A 13,426-nucleotide genomic window follows, 5' to 3' on the forward strand; every position below is an offset into this window, starting at 1 on the left:
AATATGATCAATAAATAGAATTCCGATATTGAAGAGGTGTCACCCCTTTCCATCCTCGGTAAGCGCGTATAAATGAATTAGGCTCCTTAAATCCTAGCATAAAGGAAATTTCTCCCAGATGGAGATTAGACTTAGAGAGATAGTGATCAGCCAAACTTACCCTAATCTCCTGTAAGACAGACTGAAAAGTGTGATTTTCCTCCCCAAGTTTTCTCTGTAAAGTTCTTTTGCTGATCATTAAACGCTCAGATACTGCCTCAATAGAGCTCTCACCAGCTGGCAATAACTCCATTAACACGGACCCGACCCGCTCTCCCATTGTGGCTTCGCTGCCCAGATCCTTTAGCTGTTGACTCAATTTACCTTCAAAGAAATCCCACATACGGGCATTGGCAGTCAGAAACGATTTTTGTGCATCTTGTGCTGAGAAGCAAATTCTCACCCGGTCTGATTTCTTAATTGAGCAACCAAAGAACTTCTGATAAGGCGCTTGATCTTCCGGTAACTGCGGTAGAGCCAATTCCAAAGGTTGAATTTTATCCCGGGTTCCCAATCGAGCCAGGCGGATATAGAAAATTAATTCACTCAATCCCAAAGCTATGGGGATAATTTCATCACTGCCATAGCACTCTAAATTAAGCCTTGTGTACTTATCAGTAATATCCAAGTGCAATTCCATTGGACCAATCAATGGTTTGTACTGCTGTATCCGCAATAAAGCTTGATTCAGGTTTTCGCTGCAAAGGCTCGCAAACACAGGGGGATCAAATGTTTCAGCCGTAAGATGCTCTGCCAATAAGAGCGGCAGTGGCTTATCCTTCGAAGCCTGGTCAATACCACACCAGAAGCGGAAATATTCCACCGGAGTCAGTGTCACAGACTCCCGCTGCAATAAATCCGCAGGTAACCCGGCATAGGCCAAAGCCAGCGCTGTATCGATATTCATATCGTGTAATATCAACTTCCAGCTAGGAGGTACCAAAAATTTAGCTGCACGTCTGATCATTACCGGGCCTTCCTACAATTAAGACTTTTCCATCGTCTGACGGGAAAACTTCAGTAGCATTTTACGAGGCAATAAAGGCATTATCCAATTCAGAAACAACTTTAGCCGCGTCTCATTGAAAGCAACCAGATATCCACGCTCCATAGCCTGATAACCACATCTGGCAACAGACTCAGCTGAGCGGGCATTCTTCCAAATATCGACACCCTGAAGATCACCTGCCGCGACGAATCCTGTTGCAACAGCGCCGGGGCACAAAGCGGTTACTGTCACACCTGTGCCATTCAGCTCCTCAGCCAATGCCTGGCTGAATGAAGTTACATAGGCTTTAGTTGCGTAGTAAACCGCCTGTAAAGGGCCGGGAATAAAAGAGGCTGTAGATGAGACATTAAGGATATGCCCGCTATTTCGGGCAACCATACCCTTTAAATACAGATGGGTGAGATTGGTAAGGGAAATCATATTTACCTGCATCATACTCTGCTCAGCTTCCAAGTCCCGCTGATGAAAAAGGCCATGACCACCAAAACCCGCATTGTTGATCAGGGTACCAACCTCCACATTCTCGCCTTGTGTTCGCTCAAAAATTCTCTGTGCGGACAACGGGTCAGATAGATCTTCAGTAATTACCATTACTTGGACACCAAACTCTTTCTCCAGCTGCTGCTTGAGTGATAAAAGCTTCCCCTCAGACCGAGCAACCAGAACCAGGTTGCCACCTTTAGCCGCATGTATCTTGGCCAACTCCAGACCAATACCACCAGAGGCCCCTGTGATAAGTGCCGCTTCCATCAAACTGTCTCCCAAGTGTTAATCTTAGAATCAGTATATAAGCTAAAGACGCCAGCCAAGCATCCGATTGTGCCGGTTGGCTATCCAAACATGCCATCGCTCAAAGGGATAGTTTCAACTTATCTAAGATTTTTTCTGATACGCTGAAATAAGCTCAAGATATCGCTTCTCGTATTAAGGGGCTTGAAATCGCAACTCCAAAACTTGAGAGACGCTACTTTAGGGTAAAGACGGAATAATTTCCTAGAGTAGCTTTCACTAGCGGTGACCATTGCCCTCGTACATACCATACCTATTAAAATTCAGTGTATTCGGGCTACCGTTACTTATTATTTTTGATGCTGTGACTTTATGGTCGCGCCACTGTCCACTCTGGAGAGTGAGAACCTCTACCTCAATTGAGTCATATACTGTGACTCCGTAAACCCAACGTTCTAACATTCATACACTGATTACACCAGCCTGGACTTAAACAACAGGGTATTCTCTTGGTACTTGATTTATATAACATTGATATTGCAAGGGGCATGAAGCACACTTAACACACAATTTAAGACGCAGTTTTAGCCTAACAACTGTTTTTTTGCTAGTGTTCTCCACATGCAAAAATCTAGAAAGGCTTCACTACTCCCACCCCTTCAGTAAGGTGTAAAAATAGCATTTATCACTTTTAAATTAATTATGTTCATGTCTAAAAGGCTGAAAGTTCCTGGCAACATTTAGTTACCCTTTAATATTCACCATGCACACATGACTTAGCCTGAGATAAATCAAAAACTTAAAAAATCAATTTAAAGAACTCGATCAACAAGTAACTGGCAACCAAAACTATTTACCAGCTAAAGATATATGCGAATCTTTATAATAGAAGACGACATCAAATTAAGCCATTACCTTCACAAGGGCCTCAACCAGGAAGGGCATAGTGTAGAGCTATGCCATGATGGAAAAACAGGATTAATTCAAGCTAGCACCGAAAATTTTGATGCAATCATCCTTGACCGAATGCTTCCTGGTATGGATGGGCTAAAGCTATTAAGGTCCCTGAGGGGAATGGAAATCAGTACACCGGTTTTAATGCTAAGTAACCTCGGAGACGTTGACCATCGCGTTGAAGGTTTACGTAGTGGATGTGATGACTACCTTTCCAAACCTTTTTCTTTTGCGGAGCTTTTAGCCAGAGTCGAAGTCATTGGTAGGCGCCAACCTCAGTCCAATACCTATGAATCCCTTATTGTTTCAGACCTTGAGCTCAATCTCTTAACAAGAAAGGCACAACGCAGAGGCCGTAGTATTGAGCTATTAACCCAAGAATTCAAACTCCTAGAATATCTTATGAGACATGAAGGTCAAATTATTACAAAAACAATGCTTTTGGAGCAAGTCTGGGACCTTCATTTTGACCCCAAGACCAATGTAGTAGAAGTACACGTAAGCAGACTGAGAAAGAAAGTTGACCAATCCCAGGATAGGCCTCTTATTCACACAGTAAGGGGGGCCGGTTATGTCCTTCATGAAAAAAATTAAGCTACATAAAAGCTCTAGTTTCAGACTGGCAATTATTACATTCAGCTGCGTCTGCCTTAGCTCCAGTATTTCACTGGCAAGCATCTATTTACTCACAAAGCAATCCTTGACAAATCCAACATTTCATAAAGTTGAAAATATAACAAAAGAATCTATTGCGGCAATCAATGACCTAGAGTTTTTTCACCCCGACCTTTTCCCAAACTTCCAAAATGTAAAACCTAGAAATTTTATTAACAACTACGCTTCACCATCAAAATTTACTAGCGATTACACACACCATTTCAAAAACCTTTTAAGTAAAAGCAGCTTAAGTCAGCAAGAGAAACTTGCTATTCAAGGGCGATTATTCGCACTAGGAGAGGGCATAACCCCACCTCTAGAAAAGATTCCGGCCAACTTAATCTGGTATCTGCTTAACAGAGAATTTCCCGAAGATTTTCACGATTATGTAGACCAGATTACTGATGACCGATTTAGCCATTGGCCCCAATACCATAAAAAACGTCACATAGATACAACACTACTTACAAAATATTATATTGAAACTGAGTATTTTTTAGATACGGAGGACCTCTGTGTACAGCTTCAGGATAGAAAGGGAAATATTATACTCAGCAATATCGAAGGAACTTCCCCACAAAGCACTTATTATAAGTCTACATACACAGCAACCTACAATCCAGACTCTACATTTGCTCAAGAACATGAACAACACATATGCCTAGCAAAATCTTCTCTACTTAGTGATGGAGGAGAACTCATACTGGGAAAGGATTTCACCCAAGAATTTCACTTATTGAAAAACCTTAACTCAGCTATTTTTTATGGGCTTTTGATCACTACAATTATTAGTCTAATTTGTGGATATCTTGTGTCTAGGCAATCAGTCAGAAGAATAAGCGAGATCAATAAAGTATGCCGCCAAATTATGTCTGGCGATCTGGACAAACGGATCCCATATAATAGTAATGGCGGAGACTATGATCAATTATCTATACATATCAATACAATGCTGGATAAAATTCAACAGTTAATGATGGGGATAAAGCAGGTTTCCGACAATATTGCCCATGACCTAAAATCCCCACTTTCTCGACTACGAGGCCAGCTAGAACTATTATTGCATATAGAAAAACCAGATAAAGATACCATCGAAGCCATTATTAATGAAAATGACAAGATCATAGAGTGCTTTAATGCATTACTCAGGATCTCACAAATTGAGCAAGGAACGAAAAGGTCAGAATTTCGACACTTTTCACTACACAAACTCCTTAAAACCCTAATAGAAGTCTATGAACCGACTTTTCATGATCAGGGAATACTTCCATCCATCACTTTAGATGATGAGCAGCATATGATTTTTGGGGATAAAAACCAATGGTCTCAGTCTATTGCAAATCTATTTGATAATATAATTAAGTACGCACCAGGAAGTGGCAATCTGGATATTAGGCTTTCAGCCCAATCTCAGCAGGGTAAAGATTATCTTCGTCTGCAGCTACACGATAGCGGTCCAGGAATTCCAGAAGATGATCAAAAAAAGGTCTTTGAACGATTCTACCGGTTGGAATCGCATAGGCATACAAAAGGCAACGGACTTGGACTAAGTCTTGTTTTAGCTGTTTGCAATTTACACAAAGCCAAGATTCATTTAGCTAACTGCAATGGATTAAAGATACAGATAGATATCCCATCAATCACAGAACCACATTCCGCCCATCCTTTAAATTCTCAAGAAAGCAAGCCCACTAAATTATATTGAGTGTTTATTTGTAAGAGGAAAATAAAAAATTATTTATAGTTAATTTCCACTTACAAAGCAGAATTGCCATACTATTGTATGGCAATTCTGCTTACCCTTAAAATATAACAACCAACAAGAAGGTTAACGCCCACCAACAGAATCACGAATAATTTCAATGGATGAATCCATGGTCGCCGTTACGGGCAACCATACAATCAAAGTCTGAGATCCATCAGTATCTCTGATAATACCCAATTTTTCATCGGATAGTGCTTTGCCATTGAATTTTACTTTCGGAGTTTTACTTGTTCCCCATTGGCGAATAATGAGTGATGGATTTACCAAAGGACTACTATCATTAGCTTTCACCAGCAAAGAAATATCTCCTGATACCCCATCTGATGTCAGGCTATAGGCTCTTTCATCTGTGATAAAAGTAATTGCATTGTCCTTAACACCTTGAACCGCATCTATTACAGGTGGAGAAATCCATGAACTTGCCAAGTCTTGTAAATCAACCGGTGTTCCCTGAGTAAATCCATACATCATAGATCCAGAACCATATTCAAAGGCCTCTAGATTACCAACCGCGAAGTGAGAAACTCTATCATTGGCAACGGAGAATCGACCATCGGAAGGAATTTGAGCTATTGGCCAATGATTCCAAGGGCCTGCAAACGGAAAAGTACCTCCCAGGAAATCTATATGCTCTGAACTCTCCTCATTAGCAGAGGGAAAAAAACCACCTGCCTGACTTACTCCAAAGACCTTCCAGTTTGTTTGGCTATTGAGCACCGCAATATTACCGGGCAAAGGGCTGGGGTCCACTCCATCATTAGGTCTATCTAAGGATATAGGATAAATTATATCAGAGGAGTCCCCCTTAAGCCCTGCAATCGAAACTGCATTATAATTCAGGAAGTCCTCAGCCTTTTGACCAGGTCCTAGTAACCATTGGAAGTCCTGGTAAAATTCTACTCCACCTTCATCAGCTGCAGGATGGTAAAAAACATCCCGGATTGCCACCCCATCGGGATAAATTGTATGCACCTCATCAATATAAGCAGTATCCATAACGAGTAAATCAAATACATCTGCAGCAGCATAACGCCAGTGAACCTTAACCCGTGCAGGAGTATTTTCAATCATGCGAACATGGGTTCGTAGAGCCGCCTTATCAGACATGTGTTCAGCCAAAGAAACAATTGGATTGACTGAAGCTGGAGTTTCAGGATCATCTGGATCTGGAATTACTAACTCCACACTTTGATCAGACATCCACCGATTATCCGTCACCAAGTTCATGCCGTGTGATGTTCCTCGCCAATATACATAGCTAATCGGCTTATTATCGAACCGGACTACAATATCTTCGTTGTTAGTAACCCTCCATAGGTTATCCCAAGCATCATGAAAGTCTAACTTTGTATAAATCCCACCAAACTTCTGAGGGTATTTTTCCAGATCTGGCAATTGCCGCTTTGTAAAACTAGGATCTGGAGCTTTCTTTTGTGCTAATAAAAAACCATTGTAACTATCATAAAAATCTTTAGATGTCAGGGAGTGTTTATAGATGGCAATCTCGTCTATTGCCCCCTCAATACCGAATATACTGGAGAAGTGATTGAATTCATTTAATTCACTCTCCCGAACCCCATCGGTTGCCGGTAAAGGTGAATTATTCATCCCCACAATCATTGGCATATCTGGAGTCGAAAGATTGACATCATAAGATTGACTTTTATCTAAAACACCATTGATATAGAGTGATAAATTCTTTTCTGCAGAAACACCAACATGAACCCACTGATTAACTGGGATTACGCTATCAGAGATTAAAGTTTTTCCATTTACCGTAAAAAGGAGTTTACCGTCAGAACTTACTCCAAAATAATACCCCTCATTTCCCATATTATCTGATTGGTGAATGATAGGGGCGTTATTCCATGGATAAGCGGCTAGATTAATCCAGGCTTCAATGGAAAGAGCCTCCTTAAATATGGGTGCCTCATCCTGCGCGACCACTACTGCTGATCTATAACCGTCAAAAAAAAGGGCCGAACCAGACACACCAGCGACCCAATTACCTCCGTGGCTGTCAATATATCCAGTCGCTGATTTCAAGCTCTCAACAGTACTCATGCCCTTACCCTCATCAAACTTCCAATGAGCCACTGGCAAGCCAGGGGGAGTATAATTGACTATCGCATTTCCATTACCCTGAGTCACATCTGCCTGTAGCTCTCCAGACTTATTTTGTACATCAGCTATGCCATTTTCCGTGAGACGCATAGTCTGAATAATGGCCCCTCTACGCACATCCCAGTCTGTGATGGTATCAGTGCCTGGCCGGTATAACCTGGTTACATTGCCATCTCGAGTAATCGTATAAATCTCATGGACTACCCCTTCGGGATCTCGTCCCATTTTCGCATTAGCTTTCGGAAAGTAACGCCAATGAATAACAACCTTTTCATCTGACTGCTCTAAGATACGAACATAAGAAAAGTCATTTGATTTATCAAAGCGAGTATTGGCATCACTCGAAATATCAGCCAAATGCGCTACAGGATTAGAATTGTTTCCAAAATGCCAGACAGGCCGGTAACTATGATCGCGAGCAAAAACAAGCTTACCTTTCCCTTCAAGGTTCACAATGATGTCAGCATAAGGCCCTGTGACCTTTTCCGGAATATCTACTGAGTTGACACGGGTATAGTGCGCAAAAAAACCAGCCGACGCTTGGCTTAAGTCTACTTGCGAACTCCTGGATTCTAACGCCCGCCCCTCTCCAGAGCCCCCCGAATCCTTACAGCCTAGTACTGCAAGACAGGCAGCTAGTACAAGATTACCTTTTGATAACAACATATCTGCTCTTTCCTCCCATTTACTGAAAGGGAAGTCTAAAAGGACATGCTAACCCTTTGCTGGACTGAACATTAAATATATGTAATGTTTCTCCTCAAAATTAGTATTAAATACATATATATCGAGTCTTTGCCGACCTATATTCATCATCCTTGTTACAATCCAGAAAGTAATAAACAAAAACAATCAGAGGATTATTTTCAAAAGAAAGGGTTATCTCCTCAATTACCTGTTTCACCAGATAAGGATATAGATCTTAAACACACTGCACAGAAATAAGCCGAGAGTTAACCTAACCTAAGCGGCAATTGGCCCATTTGAAAGTCTGAAACAATGAATAAACCCGAAAGTTATTTAAAACTAAAAATACTTTTTCTTATCTCTCTATTAGTAGTAGGAACTTTTCTATTAGTAGCGCAAAAGACGCAAACTGATCAAGAACACCAGAAAATTCTCTCCGTGCTTTTTATCGGCAATAGCTACACTCGCCCGCTTCCTACAATGATCCAGTCAATCGCTGAAATTAATGGGACACAAATCACCTATAGATCCTTAACCCCAGGTGGATGGACCTTGCGAAAACATTCTGAGTCTGAAGAGACATTAGAAGCTATTCATGAGAGAAAATGGGACTATGTAGTGCTTCAGGAACAGAGCCAGCTTCCATCTTTTCCTGAAGAACAGAGACGAAAAGAGATTTACCCTTACGCGAAAAAACTGACGGATGAGGTTCGAAAAGCCGGAGCCACCCCTCTGCTCTTTCTAACCTGGGGACGCAAACATGGAGATATTCAAAATATTCCTGACGATACTCGCAGCAAAATGCAAACTCGTCTGCTAGAAGGCTACCAAAATATGGCTAAAACAACATTCTCAGAAATCGTTCCAGTCGGCCTTGCGTGGGAGGCAATTCAATCTTTAGATAAAAACATCGACCTTTACACTCATGATGGAAGCCATCCCAACCGTAAGGGTGTCTATCTATCTTCTCTAGTCTTTGCTTTCCATCTAGTAGGCTTATCGCAGTTAAATACTCCTCCCATCACGGGTATTCCCGAAGAAACAGCAGAGTTACTTGCACAACAAGCTAAGGCACTCACATTGAGTCCATAAACTTTTCCCAAGTCTAACCATCATTGGGAATATCCAGGCATGCTTCGACTCGTCACAGCAGCTATCTAGCATTTTGTTCTGGGCAAAAAAAAGCCCCGCAATTGCGGGGCTTTTTAGATAGGCTGTTAGGCCGGCTTACATCATGCCGCCCATACCGCCCATGCCACCCATACCGCTCATGTCAGGAGCAGCCGGCTTGTCTTCCGGGATCTCAGCAACCATAGCTTCGGTGGTGATCATCAGACCAGCAATAGAAGCTGCCGCTTGCAGTGCAGAACGGGTTACTTTAGCAGGGTCCAGAATGCCCATTTCCAGCATGTCACCGTACTCGCCGGTAGCAGCGTTGTAACCGAAGTTGCCTTCGCCTTGCTTGATCTTATCAACAACTACAGAAGCTTCATCACCAGCGTTGGCAACGATTTGACGCAGAGGCATTTCCATAGCGCGCAGGGCTGCAGCGATGCCGTGGTTCTGGTCTTCGTTGTCGCCAGTTACAGAGATAGCCTGAGTAGCGCGAACCAGAGCGGTACCACCGCCAGGTACTACGCCTTCCTCTACTGCAGCGCGGGTAGCGTGCAGAGCGTCTTCTACGCGAGCTTTCTTCTCTTTCATTTCCACTTCAGTAGCGGCGCCTACTTTGATTACTGCAACACCGCCAGCCAGTTTGGCTACGCGCTCTTGCAGCTTCTCTTTGTCGTAGTCGGAAGAGGACTCTTCGATCTGTGCACGGATCTGGCCAACGCGAGCTTCGATGTCTTTAACATCACCAGCGCCATCAACGATTACAGTGTTTTCTTTGGACAGGGTTACACGCTTAGCAGTACCCAGGTGCTCCAGAGTAGTACCTTCCAGCTCCAGACCAACTTCTTCAGAAATTACGGTGCCGCCAGTCAGGATAGCGATGTCCTGCAGCATGGCTTTACGACGGTCGCCGAAGCCAGGAGCTTTAACAGCAGCAACTTTAACGATGCCGCGCATGCTGTTTACAACCAGAGTTGCCAGCGCTTCGCCTTCTACGTCTTCAGCGATGATCAGCAGCGGCTTGGAAGCCTTAGCTACTTGCTCCAGCAGGGGCAGCAGGTCGCGGATGTTGGAGATTTTCTTGTCTACCAGCAGGATGAAAGGGCTATCCAGCTCAGCAGTCATGTTTTCTTGGTTGGTGATGAAGTAAGGAGACAGGTAGCCGCGGTCGAACTGCATACCTTCTACTACGTCCAGCTCGTTTTCCAGGCCAGAACCTTCTTCAACAGTGATAACGCCTTCTTTGCCCACTTTTTCCATGGCTTCGGCGATGATGGTACCAACGCTCTCGTCGCTGTTAGCGGAGATAGTACCTACCTGAGCGATAGACTTGGTGTCTGCACAAGGAGTGGACAGACCAGCGATGTGGTTGACCGCTGCGGTTACCGCTTTGTCGATACCGCGCTTCAGATCCATCGGGTTAAAGCCAGCGGCTACGGATTTCAGGCCTTCGGTTACGATAGCCTGGGCCAGAACGGTAGCGGTGGTGGTGCCGTCACCGGCAGTGTCAGAAGCTTTGGAAGCAACTTCCTTCACCATCTGCGCGCCCATGTTTTCGAACTTGTCTTTCAGTTCGATTTCTTTTGCTACGGAAACACCGTCTTTGGTTACGGTAGGTGCGCCGAAGGACTTGTCCAGAACTACGTTGCGGCCTTTAGGACCCAGGGTAGTTTTAACGGCGTCTGCCAGGATGTTTACGCCTTTCAGCATTTTCTGACGAGCGTCGTCACCAAAAATTACGTCTTTAGCTGCCATGATTCTTATTCCTCAAATTCTTTTTGCGAGTAAAGTTAAAGGCTTTTCTTAGCCTTCCAACACGCCGTAGATGTCACCTTCGCTCATGATGATCAGCTCTTCGCCGTCCACCTTGAGGGTATTGCTGTCGGCATAGCGACCGAAAACAACAGTGTCACCCACCTTCACAGACAGTGCGCGAACATCGCCATTGTCCAGCTGCTTGCCCTCACCCACGGCTACCACTTCACCTTGGTTCGGCTTTTCTTTGGCAGCACCTGGCAGCACGATACCGCCAGCTGACATCGCTTCTTCTTCCTTACGGCGTACTACGACGCGGTCGTGTAAAGGACGAATTTTCATGGATAAGTTCTCCATTGAGTCGTTTTTTTAAGGTTTTCAACATCGGCGGCACTGGCTTTATGGGCCGGTAACCTCACCCCTCTCTGATTCCCAGAGGCGGGGCTTAATTCTCAGTTGAACCCTATCTATGGGCGCGAGAATGGATTTCAACACTCTTCAATAAAAAAACTACAAAAGTGCCGGGTGAAGCACAAAATAGTGCACTATTTAACCAGCTCAGTCTTTATGATGCTTATGATCTACCTGATCCATAGGTTTTCGCTCATCTCGAGAAAATTCCCCCTCGATAATATCTGGACCGCGTTGGTTGGGGTCCGAGCTGCGGGGGTCACCAGGCCGCACAATGGTGATATGACGCACCAGTCTCCCCAGTAGCAGTTGGCGTAAACCCGGTATCAGGCAGGCAAATCCGAGGGCATCGGTGATAAATCCAGGAGTGAGCAACAATGCCCCGCCCACGGCAAGAAAGATTCCTTCAACCATCTCCTGGGCAGGTATATCGCCTGTTCGCATCTTCTCCTGAGCCCGCATTAGGGTCGATATGCCCTGCCGCCGCAACAGGGTTACGCCAACAATAGCGGTTAAAAATACCAATCCAATCGTGGGCAAGGCGCCGATTTCTCTCCCTACGGTGATTAAAACCCACATTTCAAGTACAGGTAGGACTATAAATAGAAGCAGTAATGGGCGCATTGAGGGAATTCCTAATAAACCAGCTCTACGAAGCTGGGACGATCAAGGTTTTTCAATATGCTGAAGTAAATGGAGTGGGGAGGCAAATTATTCAAGGGCGCCTCAATCAACCCACAGCAACTAGGAGAGAGGGAGGCTTTGATGGCAAGCGAGCAGCAGGACACCATAGAAGTGCCGGCCATTGGCCGCAGTCGCCACTTGGTAGACGAAATATTAGCCGAGGCCGACATCCAGGTGAATGGTGATAGGCCCTGGGATATACAAGTCCACCGCGAGGAGGCCCTAGACGAGATTGTCGCTCGTCACAGTATGGGGCTCGGTGAGACTTATATGCGCGGAGATTGGGATGTCCAAGCGCTGGACCAATTTGTGTACAAAATTCTGGAAGCCGACCTTGGCCGCCATGCCAAGACCTGGCGCTATGCTTGGCGCTACCTGCGCAGTTTCTTAATCAACCTGCAAAGCCGTCGTCGCGCCTTCGAGGTTGGTGAGCACCATTACGATCTCGGAAACGAGTTTTATACAGGTATGCTCGATAACCGCCTTACCTATAGTTGCGGTTATTGGAAGGATGCTCAAACCCTGGACGAAGCTCAAGAAGCCAAGCTCGACCTTATCTGCCGTAAGCTGCAACTAGAACCTGGGATGCGTCTATTGGATATCGGTTGTGGCTGGGGGAGCCTGATCGGCTATGCCGCCCAGAAATACCAGGTAGAGTGTGTCGGAGTAACGATCTCCCGCGAACAAAGAGCCTATGTTTCCGAACGCTATGCCAACCTACCGATTACCGTCTCCCTACAGGATTACCGAATGCTTGATGAGCCTTTCGACCGTATTGCCAGTGTCGGAATGTTTGAACATGTTGGGCGTAAAAATCATCGAGCTTTTATGGAAGTGGCTAAACGCTGCCTAAAGAAAGATGGAACTTTACTGCTCCATACTATCGGTAAAGCAAGACCGGCCAATACCGATCCATGGATTGAAAAGTACATTTTCCCCAATGGAGAAATACCGGCTGCAACGCAGATAACCAAGGCAGCCCAGGACCTTCTCACACTTGAAGATCTGCATAACTTTGGGCCTGACTACGATAAAACCCTGATGGCATGGCATAAAAATTTCGAGGAAAATTGGCCGCGCTTTGCCGATCGTTACGGCAGACGCTTTTATCGTATGTGGCGCTATTACCTGTTGTTCTGCGCCGCTACATTTAGAGTTCGCAGAGTACAGCTCTGGCAATGGATGCTCTCAAAAAATAGGGTTGGCGGTGTGGAGAGAATTTGCTAGATCAAGAAATTTTTGATTAAAGACTTCAAATTCTTCCAACATTGAGAGTTCCAAAAGTCTGGGGGAGCAATTGGTAGCAGCGATTAAGCTCTACTTCTATCAAAGCTTCACCCAGACCATTCTCCTGATAATCAAATCCATTAACTATCGCCATTTGCCTGTAAGCCTTATTAATACTTGCTGCCGCCAGGTCTTTACTAAATGCATTATCTATTCACAACCCCTGAAGGACTAAATCTATTTATAGAGGTTCATACGGTTGCAGCCATAAT

10 protein-coding genes are annotated in these 13,426 nt (G+C 44.4%); 4 read left to right on the forward strand and 6 right to left on the reverse strand.

Annotated features, from left to right (window positions below; all coding sequences use genetic code 11):
* Positions 1-7: 7 nt before the first annotated feature.
* Positions 8-1,006, reverse strand: coding sequence for an AraC family transcriptional regulator (locus tag ACJJI0_RS10000; protein WP_444885757.1), 999 nt, complete (start codon positions 1,004-1,006; stop codon positions 8-10).
* Positions 1,007-1,024: 18 nt separating this feature from the next.
* On the reverse strand, positions 1,025-1,798 hold the full coding sequence (locus ACJJI0_RS10005) for an SDR family NAD(P)-dependent oxidoreductase (protein WP_444885758.1): 774 nt from the start codon (positions 1,796-1,798) through the stop codon (positions 1,025-1,027).
* A gap of 849 nt (positions 1,799-2,647) precedes the next feature.
* Between ACJJI0_RS10005 and ACJJI0_RS10010 the strand changes: the two genes are divergently transcribed.
* Together ACJJI0_RS10010 and ACJJI0_RS10015 are read left to right on the forward strand one after the other, a co-directional pair.
* On the forward strand, positions 2,648-3,325 hold the full coding sequence (locus tag ACJJI0_RS10010) for a winged helix-turn-helix domain-containing protein (RefSeq protein ID WP_444885759.1): 678 nt from the start codon (positions 2,648-2,650) through the stop codon (positions 3,323-3,325).
* A complete protein-coding gene (locus ACJJI0_RS10015) occupies positions 3,303-5,093 on the forward strand; it encodes a sensor histidine kinase (RefSeq protein ID WP_444885760.1) in 1,791 nt (596 codons plus the stop codon). Before ACJJI0_RS10010 ends, ACJJI0_RS10015 begins: the two co-directional genes overlap by 23 nt.
* A gap of 123 nt (positions 5,094-5,216) precedes the next feature.
* On the opposite strand, the gene ACJJI0_RS10020 is transcribed toward ACJJI0_RS10015, so the two are convergent.
* The gene (locus tag ACJJI0_RS10020; protein ID WP_444885761.1) at positions 5,217-7,943 is read right to left on the reverse strand and encodes a LamG domain-containing protein; all 2,727 of its coding nucleotides are present in this window, start codon (positions 7,941-7,943) and stop codon (positions 5,217-5,219) included.
* 333 nt (positions 7,944-8,276) lie between these two features.
* On the opposite strand from ACJJI0_RS10020, the gene ACJJI0_RS10025 reads away from it, so the two are divergent.
* Positions 8,277-9,056, forward strand: coding sequence for a DUF4886 domain-containing protein (locus ACJJI0_RS10025; protein WP_444885762.1), 780 nt, complete (start codon positions 8,277-8,279; stop codon positions 9,054-9,056).
* A gap of 135 nt (positions 9,057-9,191) precedes the next feature.
* Here the strand turns inward: ACJJI0_RS10025 and groL are convergent, their stop codons facing one another.
* The 3 genes from groL to ACJJI0_RS10040 form a co-directional block, all read right to left on the reverse strand.
* Positions 9,192-10,832 carry a chaperonin GroEL gene (gene groL, locus ACJJI0_RS10030; RefSeq protein ID WP_252084967.1) on the reverse strand — a complete coding sequence of 547 codons (1,641 nt, stop codon included), beginning with the start codon at positions 10,830-10,832 and terminating at the stop codon, positions 9,192-9,194.
* A gap of 48 nt (positions 10,833-10,880) precedes the next feature.
* On the reverse strand, positions 10,881-11,174 hold the full coding sequence (locus ACJJI0_RS10035) for a co-chaperone GroES (RefSeq protein WP_152452204.1): 294 nt from the start codon (positions 11,172-11,174) through the stop codon (positions 10,881-10,883).
* 216 nt (positions 11,175-11,390) lie between these two features.
* Positions 11,391-11,867, reverse strand: a complete 477-nt coding sequence (locus ACJJI0_RS10040; protein WP_444885763.1) for an FxsA family protein — start codon at positions 11,865-11,867, stop codon at positions 11,391-11,393.
* Positions 11,868-12,008: 141 nt separating this feature from the next.
* Between ACJJI0_RS10040 and cfa the strand changes: the two genes are divergently transcribed.
* Positions 12,009-13,154 (forward strand): cyclopropane fatty acyl phospholipid synthase, encoded by a 1,146-nt coding sequence (gene cfa / locus ACJJI0_RS10045; protein ID WP_252084965.1) that lies wholly within the window; start codon positions 12,009-12,011, stop codon positions 13,152-13,154.
* Positions 13,155-13,426: the final 272 nt, after the last annotated feature.

This window comes from Microbulbifer mixtoriginis (SeqCode) (assembly GCF_052466695.1).